This is a genomic window from Sedimentibacter sp. MB35-C1, assembly GCF_030913635.1.
GTDB lineage: Bacteria > Bacillota > Clostridia > Tissierellales > Sedimentibacteraceae > Sedimentibacter.
Map to the genome: position 1 here is coordinate 1,374,394 of NZ_CP133188.1, position 22,635 is coordinate 1,397,028.

24 protein-coding genes and 1 riboswitch are annotated in these 22,635 nt (G+C 35.9%); all 24 genes read left to right on the forward strand.

The window, feature by feature from the left end:
- The first annotated feature begins 5 nt into the window (after positions 1-5).
- The 24 genes from RBQ61_RS06515 to fliE all read left to right on the forward strand — a co-directional run bounded on the left by RBQ61_RS06515 (position 6) and on the right by fliE (position 22,606).
- Positions 6-1,712 carry a hypothetical protein gene (locus RBQ61_RS06515; protein ID WP_308139681.1) on the forward strand — a complete coding sequence of 569 codons (1,707 nt, stop codon included), beginning with the start codon at positions 6-8 and terminating at the stop codon, positions 1,710-1,712.
- A gap of 35 nt (positions 1,713-1,747) precedes the next feature.
- Complete coding sequence (gene arcC / locus RBQ61_RS06520) at positions 1,748-2,680, forward strand: carbamate kinase (RefSeq protein WP_308139682.1); 933 nt, start codon at positions 1,748-1,750, stop codon at positions 2,678-2,680.
- Positions 2,681-2,696: 16 nt separating this feature from the next.
- Positions 2,697-4,019, forward strand: a complete 1,323-nt coding sequence (gene ssnA / locus RBQ61_RS06525; RefSeq protein WP_308139683.1) for a putative aminohydrolase SsnA — start codon at positions 2,697-2,699, stop codon at positions 4,017-4,019.
- 130 nt (positions 4,020-4,149) lie between these two features.
- Positions 4,150-5,511, forward strand: a complete 1,362-nt coding sequence (locus tag RBQ61_RS06530; RefSeq protein ID WP_308139684.1) for a uracil-xanthine permease family protein — start codon at positions 4,150-4,152, stop codon at positions 5,509-5,511.
- Between the two features lie 186 nt (positions 5,512-5,697).
- Positions 5,698-7,083: a dihydropyrimidinase gene (hydA, locus tag RBQ61_RS06535; RefSeq protein WP_308139685.1), complete on the forward strand. Its 1,386-nt coding sequence runs from the start codon at positions 5,698-5,700 to the stop codon at positions 7,081-7,083.
- Between the two features lies 1 nt (position 7,084).
- Positions 7,085-9,694: a selenium-dependent xanthine dehydrogenase gene (xdh, locus tag RBQ61_RS06540; RefSeq protein WP_308139686.1), complete on the forward strand. Its 2,610-nt coding sequence runs from the start codon at positions 7,085-7,087 to the stop codon at positions 9,692-9,694.
- A 219-nt stretch (positions 9,695-9,913) separates the two neighbouring features.
- A complete protein-coding gene (gene yqeC, locus RBQ61_RS06545) occupies positions 9,914-10,651 on the forward strand; it encodes a selenium cofactor biosynthesis protein YqeC (protein ID WP_308139687.1) in 738 nt (245 codons plus the stop codon).
- Entirely contained in the window at positions 10,641-11,234 is a 594-nt protein-coding gene (locus tag RBQ61_RS06550; RefSeq protein WP_308139688.1) for a nucleotidyltransferase family protein, read from the forward strand. The genes yqeC and RBQ61_RS06550 overlap by 11 nt, the downstream gene beginning before the upstream one ends.
- Complete coding sequence (yqeB, locus tag RBQ61_RS06555) at positions 11,231-12,043, forward strand: selenium-dependent molybdenum cofactor biosynthesis protein YqeB (RefSeq protein WP_308139689.1); 813 nt, start codon at positions 11,231-11,233, stop codon at positions 12,041-12,043. The genes RBQ61_RS06550 and yqeB overlap by 4 nt, the downstream gene beginning before the upstream one ends.
- A gap of 145 nt (positions 12,044-12,188) precedes the next feature.
- Positions 12,189-12,950: a ParA family protein gene (locus RBQ61_RS06560; RefSeq protein WP_308139690.1), complete on the forward strand. Its 762-nt coding sequence runs from the start codon at positions 12,189-12,191 to the stop codon at positions 12,948-12,950.
- 1 nt (position 12,951) lies between these two features.
- Positions 12,952-13,404: a late competence development ComFB family protein gene (locus tag RBQ61_RS06565; RefSeq protein ID WP_308139691.1), complete on the forward strand. Its 453-nt coding sequence runs from the start codon at positions 12,952-12,954 to the stop codon at positions 13,402-13,404.
- A gap of 88 nt (positions 13,405-13,492) precedes the next feature.
- Positions 13,493-13,993, forward strand: coding sequence for a chemotaxis protein CheW (locus tag RBQ61_RS06570; RefSeq protein ID WP_308139692.1), 501 nt, complete (start codon positions 13,493-13,495; stop codon positions 13,991-13,993).
- 29 nt (positions 13,994-14,022) lie between these two features.
- Positions 14,023-15,774, forward strand: coding sequence for a methyl-accepting chemotaxis protein (locus RBQ61_RS06575; RefSeq protein ID WP_308139693.1), 1,752 nt, complete (start codon positions 14,023-14,025; stop codon positions 15,772-15,774).
- 11 nt (positions 15,775-15,785) lie between these two features.
- A complete protein-coding gene (locus tag RBQ61_RS06580; RefSeq protein WP_308139694.1) occupies positions 15,786-16,256 on the forward strand; it encodes a chemotaxis protein CheW in 471 nt (156 codons plus the stop codon).
- A gap of 75 nt (positions 16,257-16,331) precedes the next feature.
- Complete coding sequence (locus tag RBQ61_RS06585) at positions 16,332-16,607, forward strand: flagellar biosynthesis anti-sigma factor FlgM (protein WP_308139695.1); 276 nt, start codon at positions 16,332-16,334, stop codon at positions 16,605-16,607.
- 9 nt (positions 16,608-16,616) lie between these two features.
- Positions 16,617-17,072 carry a flagellar protein FlgN gene (locus RBQ61_RS06590; RefSeq protein WP_308139696.1) on the forward strand — a complete coding sequence of 152 codons (456 nt, stop codon included), beginning with the start codon at positions 16,617-16,619 and terminating at the stop codon, positions 17,070-17,072.
- Between the two features lie 13 nt (positions 17,073-17,085).
- Entirely contained in the window at positions 17,086-18,642 is a 1,557-nt protein-coding gene (gene flgK, locus RBQ61_RS06595) for a flagellar hook-associated protein FlgK (RefSeq protein WP_308139697.1), read from the forward strand.
- Positions 18,643-18,652: 10 nt separating this feature from the next.
- Complete coding sequence (locus tag RBQ61_RS06600; protein ID WP_308139698.1) at positions 18,653-19,654, forward strand: hypothetical protein; 1,002 nt, start codon at positions 18,653-18,655, stop codon at positions 19,652-19,654.
- 15 nt (positions 19,655-19,669) lie between these two features.
- Positions 19,670-20,278 carry a DUF6470 family protein gene (locus RBQ61_RS06605; protein ID WP_308139699.1) on the forward strand — a complete coding sequence of 203 codons (609 nt, stop codon included), beginning with the start codon at positions 19,670-19,672 and terminating at the stop codon, positions 20,276-20,278.
- A complete protein-coding gene (gene fliW, locus RBQ61_RS06610) occupies positions 20,271-20,720 on the forward strand; it encodes a flagellar assembly protein FliW (protein WP_308139700.1) in 450 nt (149 codons plus the stop codon). The genes RBQ61_RS06605 and fliW overlap by 8 nt, the downstream gene beginning before the upstream one ends.
- Positions 20,714-20,947, forward strand: coding sequence for a carbon storage regulator (locus RBQ61_RS06615; RefSeq protein WP_213925491.1), 234 nt, complete (start codon positions 20,714-20,716; stop codon positions 20,945-20,947). The genes fliW and RBQ61_RS06615 overlap by 7 nt, the downstream gene beginning before the upstream one ends.
- 323 nt (positions 20,948-21,270) lie before the next feature.
- Positions 21,271-21,353: riboswitch (cyclic di-GMP riboswitch) on the forward strand.
- 116 nt (positions 21,354-21,469) lie between these two features.
- A complete protein-coding gene (gene flgB, locus RBQ61_RS06620; protein WP_308139701.1) occupies positions 21,470-21,859 on the forward strand; it encodes a flagellar basal body rod protein FlgB in 390 nt (129 codons plus the stop codon).
- Positions 21,860-21,872: 13 nt separating this feature from the next.
- Entirely contained in the window at positions 21,873-22,304 is a 432-nt protein-coding gene (gene flgC / locus RBQ61_RS06625) for a flagellar basal body rod protein FlgC (RefSeq protein WP_308139702.1), read from the forward strand.
- 2 nt (positions 22,305-22,306) lie between these two features.
- Complete coding sequence (fliE, locus tag RBQ61_RS06630) at positions 22,307-22,606, forward strand: flagellar hook-basal body complex protein FliE (RefSeq protein WP_308139703.1); 300 nt, start codon at positions 22,307-22,309, stop codon at positions 22,604-22,606.
- The last annotated feature ends 29 nt before the right edge of the window (positions 22,607-22,635 follow it).

Here is a 22,635-nt window from a genome sequence, read left to right on the forward strand (position 1 = left end):
TTACTATGAGCGATATAATGAATGCGTTACCATTTGAATATCTTGTTGAAAATTGCCTGCAGGATTATTACACAAAGAGCAGGATATTTGAAATTGACAAGAAGGACTTTTTTACGGATGTTAATGATAGGCTTAAAATGATCTTTAATGACGAGTATTTAAGATATCCATTGGGACCGGCTGCAGGCCCCCACACCCAATTAGCACAAAATCTGCTGGCTGCTTATGTAACAGGAGCGAGGTTCTTTGAGCTTAAGACCGTTCAAATAATCGACGGTGAACAAATGCAGGCTATGATTGAAAAACCGTGCATAGATGTAAAAAATGTAGGTTATAATGTTGAATGGTCCACAGAGCTTACTGTAGAGGAAGCGGCAGCAGAATACATTAAGGGATCGGTTTTAATTCAGGCAATGGCAATTGAATTGGGGCTGTCCGATATAAAGGACTTTGTATTTAATATTAGTGTGGGATACAACCTTGAAGGCATACAGTCCAAGAAGATATCTGATTTCATAGATAATTTGAAGGATGCAAAAAACACAGAAATATACAATGAATGCATGTGTATTTTAAGAAACAACATAAGCAGATTTAAAAAACTGCGAATTGAGGACTTGGATAAAATTACCCCCAAAATTACGAATACCGTGACGCTTTCAACAATGCACGGTGCTAAAGCGGAGGAGATTTTAGACATAGCTGCTCATCTAATTAAAAACAAAAAAATAAATACGTTCATTAAATGCAATCCTACGCTTTTAGGATTTGAAAATGTGAGACGCATATTAGATAATTTAGGTTATAACGATGTTGTCATAAGGCAGGAAGATTTTGATCATGATTTGAAATTCGATATGGCAGTGGATATTGTTAAAAAGTTAAAACAGATTGGCAATGAACATGGTGTGCATACAGGTATAAAGCTGACGAACACTTTGCCCGTATATAATTCCAGGAAAGTTCTTTCCGGTGACAGTATGTATCTTTCCGGTAAGCCGTTATATCCTATAGCTATGGGAGTGGCAGCAATGTTTGCCGAGGCATTGGAAGGAAATGTACACATATCACTATCAGGGGGAATTGACAAAAACAACGTGTCGACTGTTCTTAAAACTGGAGTTGCGCCTCTTACTGTTTCTACGCTTTTACTGAAGCCTGGAGGGTATAAAAATCTTAAAGTATTGATGGAAAAGATTTTAGAAGAGCAAATAGAGTTAGGCGAACTTGATGTTAAGGCTGTAAAATACGTTGCTGAAGAAGCAAAGACTGATTTAAAGTATAAAAACAAAGGAAACGGAAGATTTTTAGATAATACTCTTCCTGTGTATGACTGCTTCAAGGTTAATTGCGGAATTTGTGTAGACGTTTGTCCGAATCGCGCTAATATAAAGGTGTACGATGATAGATTTGATGCTCCGTATCAGATTGTGCACATCGAAAACAGATGTAATGAATGTGACAACTGTCATACATTCTGCACCAGAGGAGGATTTCCTTATCTTAAAAAAGTAACAGTATTTGCCGATAAGGATGAATTTGAGAATTCTGAAAATGCCGGTATCCTTAAAATGAAGGATAATAAATTTTTATTAAGAAATGAAGATAAAAAAGAGTATGTATATGATTTTGAAAACTCAGGTGAAAATAAGAATTTAATTGAGAAGATTCTTGAAACCATGGTAAGAGAACACCCATATTTATTACAATAATAATGTTATTGGAAAATATCTGAAAGGAAGAAGTTATGAATAAAAAAATAGTAATAGCTTTGGGAGGAAATGCTCTCGGAAGCACTTTGGCTGAACAGATGGAGGCCGTTAAGCATACCGCTTCAGCCATAGCCGATTTGGTAGATGCAGGATATAATGTTGTCGTGGCACACGGAAATGGGCCTCAGGTAGGCATGATAAACAATGCATTTTCTGAATACGGAAAGATAGATAAGAAATTTCCGTTTATGCCGTTATCTATGTGTGTTGCAATGAGCCAGGCATATATAGGTTATGATTTGCAAAACACATTGCGCGAGGAATTATTAAGCAGAGGAATTAAGAAATCAGTAACATCAATTATTACTCAGGTTGTAGTTGACGAAAATGACCCGGCTTTTGAAAGACCTACAAAACCTATAGGGCCTTTCATGACAGAGCAGGAAGCAGAGGATGCTCGCTTAAAAGGCATTACAGTTGTTGAAGATTCCGGTCGCGGATACAGAAGAGTAGTCGCTTCTCCAAAACCACAGGATATAGTAGAGATTGAAACTATTGAAACATTGTTAAAGGGGGGTGAAATCGTAATAGCCTGCGGCGGAGGCGGAATCCCTGTTGTTAGAGAAGGAAATCACTTAAAAGGAGTGGGGGCTGTAATTGACAAAGATTTTGCCAGTTCATTACTGGCTGATAAAATAGATGCAGACAGCTTTGTTGTTCTAACAGCAGTAGAAAAAGTGGCAATTAAGTTTGGAAAGCCTGATCAAGAATGGCTGTCAGATTTAACGTTGAAGCAAACAGAAAAATATATTGCTGACAAGGAGTTTGCGGAAGGATCTATGCTTCCTAAAGTTAAAGCTGCGATGTCATTTGTAACATCGAAACAAGGACGAAAGGCATTGATTACTTCGTTAGAAAAAGCAGCTGACGGACTGGCTGGAAAAACCGGTACATGGATACACTCGTAATGAAAAGGAGTTAATTATGATTATAGGCAATGGTAAAATTATTACTAATGATTCATTTAATACATTCATTGAAAATGGAGCAGTTCTGGTTAGGGAAAACATTATAGAAGATGTTGGTGAAACTGCAATCATCAAAGCAAAATACCCGGAAGAACAATTCATTGATGTTAATAGCAAAGTAATAATGCCAGGTATGATATGTGCACATAGTCATATATACAGTGCTTATGCAAGAGGGATGTCAATTTCAAAGCCTGCCGTGGACTTTTTCACCGTGCTGGAAAATTTGTGGTGGAGCTTGGATAGAAAACTGACTCTTGAGGATGTAAGACTGAATGCATTGACTACCTATATAGAATCAATTCAAAATGGTGTAACAACCCTTATAGATCATCATTCTGGACCAAATTCAGCTACAGGGAGTTTGTTAGCCATTGCAGATGCAGCAGAGAAGCTGGGGATAAGAACTTCACTATGCTATGAGGTGTCTGACAGAGATGGAAAAGAAACTGCATTAAAGGAAATTGAAGAAAATATTAACTTTATTAAAGCTTGTCAAAATAATGACAGTGAAATGGTAAAGGCATTATTCGGCCTACACGCATCGTTTACATTGTCAAACGAAACCATGTATAAAGTAAGAGAAGCTATGGAAGGATTGTATGACGGCTATCATATTCATGTGGCTGAAGGAATTGAAGACCAGTATGATTCCCTGAAAAAATATGGCAGGCGGGTAGTTGAACGATTACATGATTTTGGAATACTGGGTGAACGAACTATTGCAGTTCACGGCGTTCATACAAATCAAAGAGAAATTGAAATATTAAAAGAGACAGATACAAGTGTGGTTCACAATCCTGAATCAAATATGAACAATGCGGTAGGATGTCCGCCCGTGTTGTCAATGCTTAGGCATGGGCTGAGAGTAGGACTTGGTACAGATGCATATACTAATGATATGTTTGAGTCAATGAAGGTAGCAAATATATTGCAAAGCCATCATCTTTGCGACCCTACCGCAGGTTTTGCGGAAACTAAAAAAATGCAGTTTAATAACAATCCTAAAATTCTTGAAAAGTATTTCAAAAGAAAATTGGGAGTTCTAGCTAAAGGTGCATATGCGGATATTATTACGATTGATTATGATCCGCTTACACCGATGAATGAAAACAGCTGGTTTGGGCATGTCTTGTTTGGAATATCCGGAAGGCTTGTAAACGACACTGTTATAAACGGTAGATTTGTTATGAGAAACAGGGAAATACAGACAGCAGATACAAAGAAAATAATGTCTGAGTCGAGAGATAGGGTAAAGAAAATCTGGCCGTTGATGTAATTATGAATGAAGCATATTAATTATTCTGCAAAGCAGCATGATATGGGCATGTATGAGGCTTGATATGCAGCCGCACACTTTTATTGTTTGAAAGCATGCATGCCAATACTAAAAATAAGGAGAAACAATTATGAAAAATAACAATACAACTGCTAACAAATCATTGTTCAATCTTGACAGTAACCCAGGATTGAGTTCGGCAATGCCAATGTCGTTGCAGCACTTGCTTGCAATGATAGTAGGTAATGTACTGCCTGCATTGGTGTTGGCGGGGGCTGTAGGATTTAGTCCGAGCCAGCAGATTCAGCTGGTGCAGGCAAGTATGTTCATTGCAGCAATAGGAACACTTATTCAAACCTTCCCTATGTTTGGAATAGGGTCCAAGCTTCCGGTTATTATTGGAGTTAGCTTTGCATATATACCTACAATATTGGCTATAGGCGGAGAATATGGAATAGGTGCTGTATTGGGAGCACAGATGATAGGTGGTTTTACAGCTTTCTTGGTAGGTGTATTTATTAAGAAAATCAGAAGATTTTTTCCTCCCATGGTAGCAGGAACAGTGGTGTTTACTATAGGGTTGTCTTTATACAGAGTTGCTGTTAACTATATGGCAGGAGGATTTCAATCTACGGATCCAAGATATGGAGGATTAGTATATTGGGGAATTGCTTTATTAACACTTGCTGTGGTTTTATTGTGTAACATGTTTGGAAAAGGATATATAAAGTTAGCTGCAATATTAATGGGTATTGTTGTAGGATATATAGCAAGCTTAATTGCAGGAATAGTATCATTTGATTCAATATATTCGGCAGATTGGTTTAATCTTCCTGCTATAATGCCGTACAAATTGGAATTTCCGGTTGCTGCGGTCATAAGTATGGCGGTGATGTTTGTAGTGAATTCAGTGCAGGCTGTTGGAGATTTATCTGGTACAACAGTTGGTGGGATGGACAGAGAAGCTACAGATGAAGAGCTTTCAGGCGGTATTAAGGCAAACGGAGTAACAAGCATTATAGGTTCTTTAATAGGGGCTCTTCCTACGGCTACATACAGTCAAAATGTTGGGATAGTAGCAATGACCAAGGTTGTAAGCCTTAAAGTATTCAGAATTACTGCTCTCATGATACTGTTCGCAGGATTCATACCGAAATTTGGTGCTGTTATGACTTCAATACCTCAGTGTGTAATCGGAGGTGCAACTATTTCTGTTTTTGCTCAAATTACCATGACTGGTATGAAGTTAATAGTTCAGGACGAAATGTCTGTAAGAAATACAACTATTGTAGGCCTTGGTATTGCACTTGGCATGGGTATAACTCAAATACCTAGTGAGGGACTTCAATATCTGCCGTCATGGTTTAAAATGGTATTTGCAAGCTCCCCGGTTGTTTTAGCAACAGTTGTAGTATTTATGTTAAATCTTTTATTACCTAAAAAGACCATAGCAGAAGAAAAAGCAGAGCGTGAAGCTATGGAAAAGAAATAGCGAATAAAGCAATATGCATTGTTAATTACGGATGGTGAAGAATCAGACTGTCAACATCATTCAAAGAAGGCCAATACGCGTATTCTTGCGCGTATTGGCTACCTGAGGCTATATATGATGCAGCAATATTTTTGACAGCGTGCAGTATTGTAATTGATAAAGTGTGCTTTTTATTAGGAGGTTACCTTGAATCTATTAATAAAAAACGGATTAATAAGGAACAACAGTGAAGGTTATGAAGCCGATATACTGATTGAAAACGGTACAATAAAAACAATAGGAAAAAGTTTAGATAATAAGAATAATTATAAAGAAATAGATGTATCCGGAAAATTAGTAATTCCAGGAGGAGTCGATGTTCATACTCATATGGATCTGGATTTAGGAAATTACAGGGCTGTCGATGATTTTAACTCAGGCACGACAGCTGCGGCTTTTGGAGGTACAACAACGATTATAGATCATATTGCTTTTGGGCCCGAAGGTTCTAATTTGCATTATATGATTAACGAATATCACAAGCTTGCAAAAGAAAAATCATTAATTGATTACAGTTTTCACGGCGTTTTTCAGCATGTTGATGAAAACATTTTAAACGAAGTGCGGGAGCTTACTGATGAGGGAATTTCAAGCTTTAAAATATATATGACATACAGCCATATGCTAAGCGACAAAGAAATATTAATGGTTTTGTCTAAGGCAAAAGAAACTGGCGCTGTAATTGCAGTACATGCGGAAAACGACGGAGCTATACAATATTTAAGATCATACTACGGCAGACTGGAAAAAACAAAACCGATTTACCATGCTGTTACCAGGCCTGATTTTACTGAAGCAGAGGCTATTAACAGGATGATATACTTAAGTGAGATTGCAGGGTATCCGCACCTGTATTTTGTACATGTATCTACAAAAAAAGGTCTTAATGAAATTATTTCAGCAAGAAGAAGAGGAGTAAAAAACATATATTGTGAAACATGCACGCAATATTTAATTTTGACAGAAGAATGCTACAGAAAAGAAAACAATGAAGGTTTAAAATATATAATGTCACCTCCATTGAGAAAACAGGATGATGTTGAGGCTTTATGGATGGGAATAGAGAATAACGATGTAGATGTTATAGCGACAGATCATTGTCCATTTTTGTTTAATCAGAAACTAGATGGAAAAGCTGACTTCAGAATTGCTCCGGGAGGAGTACCGGGAGTCGAAGAAAGAATGGAAATTGTGCTGACGGAAGGAATAAAAAGAGGTATATCGATTAATACACTTATCGATAAACTTTGTACTAATCCATCGGTAATTTTTGGATTATACCCTAAAAAAGGCAGCCTGCAAATAGGGGCTGATGCCGATATCATAATTTTAAAAAAAGAAAAGCAAAAAATAAGTCAGAAAAACAGGCATGGTGCATCTGATTACTGTGCATATGAAGGCTTTGAAATAGATTATGTTGTGGAAACAACAATACAGAGGGGAAATATTATCGTCGAAAATGAAAAGTTGAAGATACAGGAATGTACCGGTAAATTTATTCAGAGAATAAATAAAAAAGGAAAGGAAGACTAATATGTATTCTTTAAATATAAACGGAGTAGTTTATGAAACAGATAAAGATAAAAGTCTTATGGATTACTTAAGAGATGAATTGAAATTAATCTCTGTGAAAAACGGCTGTGATGAAGGTGCTTGCGGTGCCTGCTCAATAATTGCAGATGGAAAGGTTGTAAAATCGTGTGTAATGAAGCTGTCCAAGTTTGAAGGCAAGAAAATTGTGACTGTAGAAGGCTTGTCGGATAGAGAAAAAGATGTTTACAGCTATGCATTTGCAAAAGCCGGAGCTGTGCAGTGCGGTTTTTGTATACCAGGTATGGTTATATGTGCTAAAGCACTTATTGATGTAAACAGTGATCCTTCAAAGGACGATGTTAAGAAGGCAATAAGAGGAAATATATGCAGGTGCACGGGGTATGCAAAAATTGAAGAAGCTATTATGATGGCGGCAAAAATTTTAAGAGAAAATACTGATATACCAAAAGAAGAAAAAAGCGTAAGAATTGGTCAGGATATTTTAAGGATAGATGCCAAGGATAAGGCTCTTGGAAAAGCAAAGTATTCAGATGATTTCAATTTTGAAGGTATGCTCTACGGAAAAAATGTATTCAGCAAGTACGCACGTGCAAAAGTGCTGTCTGTAGATACTTCAGAAGCTTTAAAAATGCCGGGTGTTGTGGCGGTGTTTACAGCAAAGGACATTCCGGGGAAAAGATATATAGGGCATCTTGCTCATGACTGGCCGGGTATGATTGATGTGGGCGAGCAGACAAAATTCATTGGTGATACCATTGCAATGGTTGTTGCAGAGACAAGAGAACAGGCAGAAGCAGCTGTTAAAGCGGTTAATGTATCATACGAAGAGTTAATACCGATTACAAACCCCGATGAGTCAGCAGCTCCCGGGGCTCACCAAATTCATAGTGAAGGCTTTATGCAGTTTGGGAAAATGGTTATCCCTGAAAATAATTTGTTTTCGCATCAAGAAGTTAAAAGAGGGGATGCAGAAAAGGCGCTGAAAAATTCTAAGTATGTTGTGGAAGGTACATTTGATCTTCCGCCTACCGAGCACGCATTCCTAGAGCCTGAAACTTCAGTCGGCGTACCTATCGGGGATGATGGTGTAGAGGTAATAACAGGAGGACAGGGAATTTATGATGAATATAATGAATTGGCACTGTATCTTGGAATACCAAAGGAGAAAGTGAGAATAAAAAGTGCGGCTGTCGGAGGAGGGTTCGGCGGTAAAGAAGATATGAGCGTGCAGCATCAGGCGGCTCTTTGTGCGTTTCTTTTGAAGCGCCCTGTGAAAGTATATTTCAGCAGGCAGGAAAGCATAAACTATCATCCCAAGCGACACGCAATGAAGATATACGCATCAATAGGGTGCGATGAAAATGGAATCTTTCAGGGAATGAAGGCAAGACTTACATCTGATACAGGTGCCTACGGTTCTTTGGGTGGACCTGTTCTTCAAAGGGCGTGCACTCATGCCGGAGGTCCGTACAATTACCAGAACGTAGATATAGAAGGTAATGCGTACTATACAAACAATCCGCCGGCAGGAGCATTTAGAGGCTTTGGAGTTACACAATCCGCATTTGTTATAGAAAGTTTAATTAACCAGCTTGCCGAAAAAACCGGTATTTCAGGATGGGAAATAAGGTACAGAAATGCAATAAGGCCGGGTCAATCGCTGCCTAATGGCCAGATTGCAGATGATGGAACAGGAATGGCAGAAACACTGGAGGCGGTAAAAGCAGATTTTGATAAATATGAAGAAGATTTAAATTACCATGTTGGCATAGCATGTGCTATGAAAAACGCGGGATTGGGCGTTGCGGTGCCTGATGCAGGCAGGTGTAATCTTGAGGTTATTGACGGAATTGTTCACGCAAGATCCTCAGCAGGTGCAATAGGTCAAGGAGTTCAGACTGTCATATATCAGATTGTATGTGAAACAACAGGGCTGCCCAATGATAAGATAATTGTTGACCATCCGGATACAAGTCATTCGCCTGATGCAGGAACTACCACGGCATCAAGGCAGACGGTATTTACCGGAGAAGCAGCTCGCGTGGCTTCGTTAAAACTCAAAAAGGATATGGATAGCGGGATGAAGCTTGAAGAGCTTGAAGGTAAAATTTACAAAGGCGAATTTGATTTCAAAACTGATCCTCTTGGTTCAGATAAACCAAATCCGGTAAGCCACATAGCATACGGATATGCAACTCAGTTGGTTATAATAGATAATCAGGGTAAACTGGTCAAGGTAATTGCGGCACACGACGTAGGAAGAGCAATAAATCCTGTTGCCGCAAGAGGCCAGATTGAAGGAGGTGTAGCCATGGGGCTTGGATACGGCTTAACAGAGGATTTGCCGCTGAAGGATGGAGTCCCACAGGTCAAATACGGAACTCTTGGACTGTTCAGGTCAACTCAAATGCCTCCGGTTGATGTTCATTTAATTGAGAAAAACAATCCTAACAGTGTAGCATACGGAGCGAAGGGGCTGGGTGAAATAGTGGTTATACCAGGTGCTCCGGCCTGCCAGAATGCTTACTATAAAAAAGACGGAAACTTTAGACATAAACTCCCTTTAGAGAATACAGCGTATAAAAAATAACAGAGCCTTATTTTGTATGAATGTCATCTAATTACGAAATATTTCGTGTTGCTAAAAAGGCCTCTTGCTATGTTGCCGTTTACGCAGCCAATCCACACTTATTTACGAATATGGTGCGAATGCCTGCCTGGACGGTGCTTGCATGGCTAAACTTTTAATTACATGGCATCCAAGGATGACATTTATATATATTAATGTTAAAATATTATTGGTGATAGCATGAAGGAGATCAAAGAAATATTAAGCATAGAAAAAGGCGATGTAGTATCAATAGTAGGAAGCGGCGGTAAATCAACGATGTTGTTTAAGTTGGCAAACGAACTTAGAAATGAATACAGGGTTCTTGCGAGCACAAGCACAAAAATAATGATGCCATCTGCAGGAGACTGCGATTATTTGTATTGTAATATAGAAAGTTATTTTATGAATAAACCAAATGCCAATAATTCAATTACCGTTGTGTCAAAAAAACTTGATTCCCTGACAAACAAATTAATAGGCATTGACGATGATGATTTGGAATGCATAGTTAAAGACTTTGACATAGTGCTGTTGGAATCAGATGGATCCCGCAATCTTCCTATTAAGGGCTGGAAGGATCATGAACCTCCTGTGCTGAAAAGAACAAACAAGACCATAGGTATTTTTCCTGCTGATTATATAAATAAAAGGGCAGAAAAAGACTTTATATATGGAATTGATGAATTTAATATATTAACTGAAAAAAGTGAATATGTTGATTTTGAGTCAATAAGGAAAATCTGTTCAAATAAAAATGGAATATTTAAAAACTCAAAAGGCAGTCTTTATTTGTTTTTTAATAAAGCTGAAACAAGAGAAGAAATAAATGTGGTGAAGGAACTATCAGATTATCTTAAAAAAAGTGCGGTAAATAAGCCTTATAACTTTAAAATTATTCTTGGCTCTTTGGAAAAAGGAGTATATTATGAATGTTGATGCAATAATAATGGCTGCAGGCTTATCAAAAAGAATGAATCAAAATAAGCTTAAGATGAAAATCGGCGACAAGCATATTTATGAATATATTTTTGAAGCAGTTAAGAACTGCACAGGTTGCTTCAAAGATGTTATTGTTGTTGCAAAAGATAATGATGTTTTACGAAAGGCTTCTGAAACAGGCTTTAATTATGTAAAAAACGAGGAGTCATTTTTGGGGCAGAGTGTTTCTATAAGGCTGGGAGTTCAAAAAGCCGGACTTGTGGATGGATTTATGTTTTTTGTTGCGGATCAGCCATATATAAAAGAAAAAACCATAAAAAAACTTTTAAAGGCATTTGAAGAAAATCCGGATAAAATTATTATTCCGTGCTGTAATCAGACTAATGGAAATCCAGTGATATTTCCGTATGTTTTTAGAGAGCAGCTAATGAATTTAAGTGGAGACGCTGGAGGGAAGTCTATAATTAAAAAAAATTCGGACGGTTTGTTAAATGTTGATTTTAAATCTGATTATGAATTTACAGATATAGATACCATGGAGGATTATGATAGAGCAGTAAAAAAGAAGGTGAAATATTGAACGGAGAAATAGTTGTAGTTAGAGGCGGCGGAGACATTGCGTCCGGTGTTATACAGAAACTTCACAGAGTCGGATTCAGGGTGCTGGTACTTGAACTGGAGAAACCGACTTCAATCAGAAGGACAGTATGTTTTTCTGAGGCAGTATACACAGGCAGAACAGAGCTGGAAGGAATAACTGCGGTTCGTGCGGAAAGTATAGTTGAAATTTACCACGCATGGGCAGAAAACTGTGTTCCGGTTGCAGTTGATCCGAAGGGTTCATGTATAAATTCTTTCAAGCCATTAGCTGTCGTGGATGCTATTATTGCAAAGCGAAACACGGGAATGCACAAGGATCTTGCTCCGGTTACTATAGCCATAGGACCAGGTTTTACGGCAGGAAAAGATGTAAGTGTTGTAATTGAAAGTAATCGCGGGCACAATATGGGAAGATTGATTTTTAATGGAAATGCGGAGCCAAATACCGGCAGGCCAGGAAACATTGCAGGATATACGATAGAAAGAGTTTTAAAATCTCCTAACGACGGAATAATAGAAGTAGAACACAGCATAGGAGATACTGTCAAACAAGGAGATATAATTGCAACCGTAAACGGCCACACCATAAGCGCACAAATTGACGGCATAATAAGAGGAATTATAAGAGGAGGGACATATGTTACAAAAGGATTTAAGGTGGGAGACATAGATCCTAGGATTGATCAGTTAAAGAATTGCTATACAATTTCCGATAAGGCGAGAGCAATTGGAGGCGCTGTTTTGGAAGCAATTATTATAGAGATAAAAGAACTTGATACTAAAGAATAAAAATTTATCCATTCCTATGATTGTATCATCAAGCCTAAGATTAAAAATCTGTTAAGATTTTTAATCTTTTTGTATTGTTTAAATGTAAATTTTTTGTTACAATTTAGAAAACATAGTCAAAAATTGTAATAAGGAGTTTGAATAAATGGCTAAAGTAATTTCTGTTACAAATCAAAAGGGCGGGGTTGGAAAAACAACTACAACAGGAGCGGTTGCGGCAGGTTTTAAATTAAAGGGATACCAGGTTCTTTGCGTGGATTTGGATCCGCAATCTAATTTAAGTTTTAGCTCAGGTGCTGAAACGGAAGACTGTGCCACAATTTATGAAATATTAAAGGGTGAGACAAAGACTTCGTTTGCAATCCAGAAAACGCCTTCATTTGATATTATTCCATCAAATATTTTGTTAAGCGGGATAGAGCTTGAATTTACTCAGACGGGAAGGGAGTACCTCCTTCGAGAAGCTCTAAATTCGGTAAAAGATAAGTATGATTATATATTCATAGATACACCGCCTGCATTGAGTATTTTGACAGTTAATGCATTTACTGCATCCGATAATATTATTATTCCCATGCTGGCAGATATTTTCAGCCTGCAGGGTATTGCCCAGCTTTCTGAGACAATTGACAGAGTGAGAAGGTACTGTAATCCTAGTCTGAAGGTTGAGGGGATAATTCTTACAAAATTTAACAAGAGAACAATCTTAAGCAGAGAAATTAAAGGTACCGCTGAGTTAATTGCTGAAAAGTTGAATACGGGGATATTAAACACCACAATAAGATCAAGTGTGGTAGTAATGGAGGCACAGACAAATCAACAGGATATTTATAGCTATGCACCTAAAAATGCGGCGGCAAGAGATTACATGGGTTTAGTTGAAGAACTTTTTGAAAGAGGGTTATAAGATGGCAAAAATCAAAAAAACTTTTGACAGAGAATTAATGTACAAAAAAATTATGCCGACAAATTTAAAAAGGGAAACAGAGCAAGTGCAAGATGCCCCTGTTGAATACGCACCAAATATTCCTGAAAAAAACAATTCTAAAGAAACAATTTTTCAAAACAAAGAATTAAATTTAATAAAAGAAGAAAAAAATAATGTGATTTTGTACAATGTTACAGAAAAACTTGTATTAAATAAATTGGATGCAACTCTTAAAAAAATGAATTGCTGCAGGTGTGATCGCTGCAAAGAGGATATTATAGCCATAGCACTAAACAATCTTAAGCCAATGTACATGGTTGCTACTAAGGATGAAATAACGCAAAAAATCCATGAAATAAGAGATATTGGAAGTGAAGTTACCACAGAAGTAATAAAAGCTGTGCTTACTGTCAGAAAAAATCCGAGACATTGAGACATTGATATAAAAATTAATATTTAACTAATATTTTATATCAATGTGACGATATAATAATTATGAATAATTATTATGAGGTGATCGTGTGCAGGATAATGTAAGTTCAATAAAAAATAGTTCAAATGAAGAAACATTAAAAAACAAATATCTTACTTTTTATACGGAGAATCAGCTGTTTGGAATTGCTATAGCTGATGTTGTTCAAATAGTCGGAATGCAAGAAATAACAGCCGTTCCAGAGTTCCCGTCCTATGCAAAAGGAGTAATTAATTTAAGAGGAACTATTATTCCCATCATTGATGTCAGGTTGAGACTAAAGAAACAAGAAATTGAATATAATGAAAGAACCTGCATAATAGTTACCGGTATAAACGGTGCTTATATAGGTTTTATTGTTGACTCTGTTAATGAAGTTGCAAATATTTATCTTGATAATATTTCAGAACCTCCGAATATGGGTTCGGATTACACAAATAAATACATTACAGGAATAGCTAAATTAGATAACAATATTGTATTGCTTATCGACTTGAAAAAAATACTTGATGAAAAAGAAGTTGAATTTATTACTTCGGCGGGGAATTAATATAATATTACTTGTTTAAGGAGAATAAAGTGAGTATAAAAAAAAGAAAACCAAAGATTAAAAGGTCTAATAAAAGAAAAATCAATATTAGCAATATTAAAATTTCAACAAGGTTGACTGTTGGTTTTGGAGTTGTATTTGTAATATTTGCGTTATCCATGGCGGTTTCGCTATATAACATAAATAGCATTGCCGGAGATATCAATGATTTTTATGAAGAATGTTACGAATCGGAAATATTAGCCTGGGAGACGAAGTTTTCTCTTGAAAATGTTGAAAAGTCGATATATAAATCAGCTACTACTCCTAGCAGGACGTTGATAAAGGAGTATACTGCGGAAATTACCAGCGGGATGAAATCAGCTAATGAATCTTTTGCACTTCTGAAAGTAATGTTGCATGATTATCCCAGTGTAGTAAGTCAAATTGAAAGTAATTTGAAAAAGGCTACTGAATTAAGCGATAAACTTGTAATTTTATTAAGTGAAAGCAGAAATACGCAGAGCCTGGAGATTCTTAATGAAGAATTAGCTCCCATATTGGATTCAATAGATTACACAATGACTGAGGTAAGCAAAAATCTTGATATAATTGCAAAGAATTTTGTTCAAAGTTCCAATGAAGCAAGCAGAAATTCATTGATAATATTGTCTTCGCTGGCGGTGTTCAGTTTTTTAATGTCTTTACTCTTAGGAGGAATTATTATAAGAAGCATAAATAGGCCTGTAAAAGAAATATCAGATGCAGCTAATGCAATAAGTGCCGGAGACTTAAATTATCAGGTTGAATATACATCAAGAGATGAGCTTGGAGAAGCTACCGCAACAATAAAAAGAACAATAGAGACATTAAAACTGTATGTAGGTGAAATAGATAGAGTATTGAATGAAATGGCTAAGGGCGATTTTACCGTCCATGTCAAAGAGAATTTTATAGGTGGATTTGCACCTATTAAAACATCTTTAGAACAAATTATAGATTCATTTAACGGAACTATGACAAAAATAAATGAGGCAGCATCACATGTCGAAAACGAATCAGAGCAAGTAGCAGGCGGCTCACAAGCATTATCGCAAGGAACAGCTGAACAGGCAAGTGCAATTGAGGAGCTTTCTGCAACCATAAATGAAATATCAGAGCAGGTAAAATTAAATGCACAAAATGCGAACAATGTAAGCACAATTACTCAGAATGCAGAGCAGGAAGTTAAGAAAAGCAGCATCCAGGTTGAGCATATGACAGATGCAATGTATGATATTAAAAAATCAACTGATGAAATAGCAAAGATAATAAAAGCAATCGATGAAATAGCGTTCCAGACAAACATACTTGCGTTGAATGCCGCTGTTGAGGCTGCAAGGGCCGGTTCAGCAGGAAAAGGGTTTGCTGTTGTTGCCGATGAAGTCAGGAATCTGGCATCAAAAAGTGCCGAGGCAGCACAGAGTACGGCGTTCTTAATTGAAAATTCAGTAAAATCTGTTGAAAAAGGTGCTGAAATTGCGGACGAAACAAAAAAATCTTTTGAACTGATGGCTAATGAAATAAGAAAATCAGTAAAGATGGTGGATGATATAACAGAGGCATCTAACGAACAGGCCGGCTCAATAATGCAAATTACTAAGGGTATTGAACAAATATCGGATGTAGTCCAGACTAATTCAGCTACATCTGAAGAAAGTGCGGCGGCGAGCGAGGAACTGAGAAGCCAGGCTGTGCTCTTAAAAGAACTGGTAGACCAGTTTGAGTTGAAAATATCAGAAGACGCAGAAAGCGCAGTATAAGGAGTGATATTATGAGCTATGATGTAGAACAAATAATAGAAGAAATAGAGTTTCCGTGGCTGATTTTTAAACTTAAAGGCAGCTTATATACAATAAATAGCAAGATGATTACATCGATTGTCATGAAGCCTGATGAGATAACTTATGTTCCGGGCGTTCAAACCTATATGAAGGGACTGATTCACTTAAGAGGCAATGTGGTTCCGCTGATTGATTTAAAAATGCTTTTTGAATTAGATAAAAATGAAGAAGATGATTTAAAGAGCGATAAGGAAATGGTTATAATTCTTGAGAAGGACAATTCGTTTGCAGGACTTGTTGTGGATGAAGTGCTGTCAGTTGAAGACATAACTGAATTTGAAGAGACTGAGGAAATAAAGAAAATATGCAGAGACGGTTTTGTAAAAGGTGTAGCTAAGGGAGACAAAAACGAAGACGTGCTGTTAATAGTAGATGAAGAAAAAATTATAAACGCGGCATAAAAAAATTATATATTCGGTTAATTTTTTGTATTCAAAGCCGATATTATTAACAGATGTCAGATAGGGGAAGTATTTATGAAAATCCAAAATATAAGTAATTATATGAATTATAAGGCAAGTACGAGAACTGTAAAAAATGAAGAAAGTGTAAAATCTAAAAAATTTGATGTCATAGAGATAAAAAGCAGTACTGATCAAGATGAGTTGAAACTGACTTCAATAAAAAAAGATGTTACCAATAAAATAAATAAAGAAACAGATGCGGAAAAAATAAACAGAATAAAAGAAAGTATAAACAATAGGACATACAGCGTTGATGTAGAAGAAATAGTCAATAAACTATTAAAATAAGAGGATTATATGGACGTTTTAATAAAATTGTTGGAAGAAAGTTCTAACCTATATAAAAATTTTCTTGAATTAGAATATAAAAAATATGATACGGTCATAAAAAATGATATTGAAACATTAGATGACATTGTTTCGAAGGAACAGGCATACTATCTGAAAATCAGAGGCATTGAACAGAAAAGAGAAAAGCTGCTTGATTCAATGGGATATAAAAATATGACGCTTAAGGAAGTTATAGAAGCTGCTGATGATAAGAAAGCAGCGATGCTGAAGGAAAAATATGAAGAGTTTGCTAAAATTATAGCTGAAGTCAAAAAGATAAGCGATTTGTGCAAAACAATTATTAAAGTTCGTATGCACAGAATAGACAGAGCGATAAAGCAACTGGGAGAAAAGGAAAATACGTACACGGTGCAGGAATCGAAAAACAAAACAAAAAGCCTGTTGCTTTCAAAAAAAATATAGCAAGGAGTAATACATGCTTAGATCAACATTTTTAGGATATAAGGTTGCTACAAGTGCACTAACAGTTAATCAAAATATGATCGATATTGTGGGACAAAATTTATCAAATATTAAAACCAAGGGTTATACCCGTCAACGCCTTGATATAACTTCTTTTTCTCTGAGTACCAGCAATATAAAGTTTGGCACAAACGGTGTTGTTATAGGACAAGGAGTGCAGGCTATAGGTGTGAGTCAGTACAGGGATTCATTCCTAGATTTGAGATACAGGCTGCAGGCTGCAAAGGCAGGAAGCGAAGATGTTCAGTTAGAAGCATTGAGCGATTTAGAAGAAGTATTCGACGAGATAAAAACAGACGGATTAGATGCGCAATTTTCTGATCTTTTAGAGCAGCTTCAATCTCTTACATCAAGCCCTTCAGATCCTGTTTTAGAGGGAGTTGTTCGCAGTTCTGCTCAGATGCTCACTCAGATGTTTAATAATTATTCTGAACAGATAGATACTATTACCAACCAGCAAACAAACTATTTGCAAGACGGTGCGATTGTAAAAATTAATCAGCTGACTGAAAACATTGTTAAGCTTAATGAACAGATAAAAGCTGATAACATCAGCGGAAATCCGGCACTTGAACTGAATGATGAAAGGAATATGCTGATTGATGAGTTGTCAAATTATCTGGATATAGAAGTGGATTATGTACCGCTTGATATAGGCGGAGGTAAAACTATAGATGAGATGGTTATAAGGCTCAGAGGTACGTCCGAAGAAATTGTAAACAGAAATGAGTCTTACGAAATAAAAGCCGAAGCAAATGCAAACAATGAAATTCTAATATACAAAAAAGATTCTTCTGGAACAGAAAATGATATTACATCTTCCATAAACGGAGGACAGCTGGACGGTTATTTAAAATTTCTTAATGGAAAGGGCAGTTTCTCAACATCAGCGGATACATATCAAAATTCTGATGTAAACGGAATTCAATATTATAAAAATATGCTGGACATGCTTGCAAATAAATTTGCTGAAAATATGAATGCTTTAAACGAAACAACCGATGGGCCCAATGATTTGTTTGCTTCCAGAGGTGGTGGAGATATTACTGCGGGAAACATAAAGATAAGTGATGACTGGCTGAATTCCTCAGGTTCATATATAGTCAACACCACGAGTACTTCAGAAGGAGATAATGCAGGAGCCACGGACAATATATTGAGAATGATCAATAGCTTTCAAACCGACGAAGACTATGTGCCGAATGTTGATATAAATGATGACGGAACAATAGATGAAGGTGATTCAATATTTAACGGAACATTTCAGGAGTTTTTGTCATTTACGACAACTAGATTGAATTTACAGTTAAAAGACGTAAAAACTTCATATGAAACATATTTTGATTCACAATATCAGTTAGACTTTGCACGCAGCAGCATATCTTCTGTAGATTTGAACGAAGAAGGAGTAAACCTGCTGCAATACAGTAAATCGTATAATGCAGCTGCGCGCTTGATGACAACTTTAGATGATATGCTGGATACGTTAATTAACAGAATGGGAGTATAGGAGGGATATTATGAGAATAACCACTGGTATGATGTCAAGTAAGTATATAAGAAATTTGGGTAAATCTGCTTATGAAATGAATTACTTAAATGAAAAAGTTTCGACTGGCAGGAAATTCTTTAGAGGCTCTGAAGATCCTGTTTCTGCTATCAAAGCGTATAAGTTGAGAAGAGAGTACAGATCAACTGAAATCTATGATACGAATATAAGCGATGTTGATTCATTTCTAACTATGGCTGAAACAAATTTAACTGAAATAAGTAATAATGTGGAAAGAGTATATACATCTTATTTAAAGGGAATAACGGGAACGATGGGTTCCGAGGATAGAGAGGTTGTTGCGAAAGAACTTGAAAATCTTCAGGATTCAATAGTAACCTCGCTTAATGCAAAATTTGAGGATAGGTATGTTTTTGGAGGCACAAGCAAGGATGAACTGCCTTTCACTGTGAAGAACGGAGAACTATATTTCAAAGGTGTAAATGTTAACACACTAGAAGATGAGGACGGGAATCTGGTAGATTTAGAAGAACTTAAAAATGAAACCATAAACGTAGATTTGGGATTGGGAATGACATTTGACAGTTCGGGAAATTTAAACACTGATACTGTTTTTAATATGTCCATGTCAGGTATAAGTTTTATGGGGTTTGGAGAAACAGACGGAACACCGAACAATTTGTATACATTAATAGGAAAAATAAAGGATGAGCTTAATAATCCGGATTTTTCATTAGATAACATCACTCCATATATAGAAAAATATGAAGAACAAAAAAAACAGGTGCTGGTGGGTATTACAGATATAGGGGCTAAGACAAATTATCTTGATTTTTTAAAGTTAAGAAATGAGGATGCCCAATATAATCTTAATGATAAAATACTTGATGTGGAGTATGTTGATTCTGCAGAAGCAATAATGGATTTTAAAATGCAGGAATATTCATACAACGCAGCATTGTCAATGGGTAATAAAATTCTTCAAAACAGCTTTATAGATTTTATGAATTAGCAAGGAGTGTTTGAAATGATAGAACCGCTGTTGGAAATTAAAGCTATACCAATGTCTATAGAATTTAAAATAAATCGAGCGCGCTATGAAATTGCAAATGCCAGTGCTACATTTGAATTGAAAAGGGATGAAGGCGGGCTTCAAATGGAGATGAAGCCGACAAGGCTTAATATCGATACAGTTGAAGCAAGGTATTCGGCAGGCATCAAAAGTGCAATGCGTTCAGTAGAAGATTTTGCTAAAAATGGTGTTCATGCTGCATACGAAGCTACTGCCACATATGCGAGAGATGGAAATCTTATGTTGGATATCAACATTAAAGATAATCCCATAGCCGAAATTGCCATGAAAAAATTCTTCAGCGATGTGGAGTTTAACCTTGGATTTATTCCAAACACAGGCCCTGATATCTCATGGGATATTGGAGGAATTTCTATGAATTTTGAAATGGATAAGCTTGATTTTGATTGGAATATTGAAAGACCTGTTATAAATTTTATTCCCGGAAGCATAGAATTTACTATTAAAGAATATCCAAAAGTAGAAATTAATTATATAGGTACCCCTATTTTTGTGCCGCCAAGTGCGAATCCTAATCATAAGGAGATAGATACATTTGCCTAAAAAATATATAAACACAAGAGATTTCGGAGAAATTGCGGTTGAAGAAAATGATGTTATAAGGTTTGTATGCGGCATGTATGGATTTGAAAAATATAATGATTATGTAATATTAAAAGATGATCCTGAAGACGATTTTATGTTTTTGCAGGCAATTGACAATACAGATTTGTCATTTGTGCTTGTAGATCCATATGCTGTTATCAGAAACTATGAGCCAATAGTAAATGAAGAAGACTTAAAGGAATTGGAAGTTAAAAGTGAGGCGGATCTTAAATTTTTGATAATTGCAATTATAAAAGAGAACGTTGAGGATTCAGTTGTCAACTTGAAAAGTCCGATTGCGGTTAATCCTGAGACTAGAAGAGCTAAACAGGTAATATTGCAAAATTCATATCCTCTCAGATACAATATAATAGTAGCTGGGGAGGAGAGAAAATGCTAGTTATAAAAAGAAAAGTCTCAGAATCAATACTTATCGGAGAAGATATAGAAATTATTATTTCTGAAATTTCTCAGGATAAAGTAAAGATTGCTATTGATGCTCCTAAAGAAATAACAATCACAAGAAAAGAATTAGCTGAAACATGTAAGTTTAATATTACAGCTTCTGAGAAAGTCAGCAAAACAAAGCTGAGCGATATAAAAAAGCATTTAAAAGAACATAAATAAGTAAATTTTTGTAAAAAATTAATAAAAAGTTTAGAAAAATTTCTTCTAAATTATTTATTTTTGTATATGTTTTTATAATATAAATTAATAAAAACATACGCGTATGAATAGATATTCGCGTATGTTTTTTTGTTGTTTGTAAAATTTCAGGTATTTGCGCTGCAAAGCAGGATATAGAAAATTACATATATATACAAAAATAGAAAAATATAAAATAAAAAATAATCAATAGACTGAATATTATGCAATGTCAAAAAAGCTTGCATTTTGTAGCATTTTATCATATAATAACCATATTAAAATATTATTAAAAAAAAATTAAGAATTGAAAAAGGTAAAACTGCCGAAAGACAGTGACACAAAACTATAGGACCTAAGGAGCAATCTACGGTTGCCAGTTGCCAATACTGATTATATATCTAAAGAATATATATATAATTTATTATGCAGCTGTGCAAAAACTAATAAATTATATTTTTTGTACTCATTTTTAGTGATAATTTTAGTAAGGGGAAGGTTACCATGAATATAAGTGAAAGCAATAATTTAAATCTATTGAATAAGAGTCTAAACGGGCTTTGGCTCAGGCAGCAAATCACTATGGAAAACATAGCGAATTATTCTACTCCTGGATATAAAAGCAAGTACGTAGAATTTGAAAATTTGCTGAGATCTAACTTGGAAAATATAGACGGAAAAACAAAATCACAAATTAATAATCAAATAAATTCCAGCAGTATTTTGATTGATGAGAATGAAAATTTATCATTGAGGCTGGATGGAAATAACGTAGATTTGGATAAGGAAAATCTTCAACTTGCAAAAACACAGATTCAATATATGTACAATGTAGCAGAAATGAATTCATATTTTTCAAAGCTCAAGTCGGTAATTTCTGAAGGTAAAAAATAAAAGGAGGTAATTCATGTCGTTTTTAAGATCGCTTAATATCAGTGGTGCAGGTCTTACTGCCCAAAGATTGAGAATGGACATCATATCAGAAAATATAGCAAACATTGATACAACTAGGACAGAGGAAGGCGGTCCGTACAGAAGAAAAATAGCGGTACTCTCATCAACTTCTAATTTCAAAAATATGTTAATCCACAATTTAGATGAATATGAAGCCGGTAATGTTGAAGTAACAGAAATAGTTGAAGATCAAAGCGAGTTTAAGCTGGTTTATAACCCGGAGCATCCGGATGCAGATGAAAATGGATATGTAAGCATGCCTAATGTTGATTCGTTGAAAGAAACGGTGGATATGATGGAAGCTTACAGAGCATATCAGGCAAATATAACTGCATTGAATTCTATGAAACAACTGGCGGTTAAAGCTCTGGAAATAGGGAGGTAGAAATGTTTATAGAACCAATAAAGCCTATTCAGGTAATAAAGCAGCCAGGTGAACAAATAAAACAAGACAACAAAAAAGGTGAAACCTCATTCAAATCCATATTTAGCAATGCGCTTGAGAATTACGTGGAGTCAGAGGCTAAGGTTGAGGAAGACATATACAGGCTGAGCGTCGGTGAAAGTGATGATTTACACAGCATGATGATTAATGCACAAAAAGCTGAAATATCGCTGGATTTGGTGGTGCAGCTCAGAAATAAAGCCTTAGATGCTTACAATGAAATAATGCGTATGGGAGTATAGCTTGATTCCATAACTAATTTAGGAGCTAC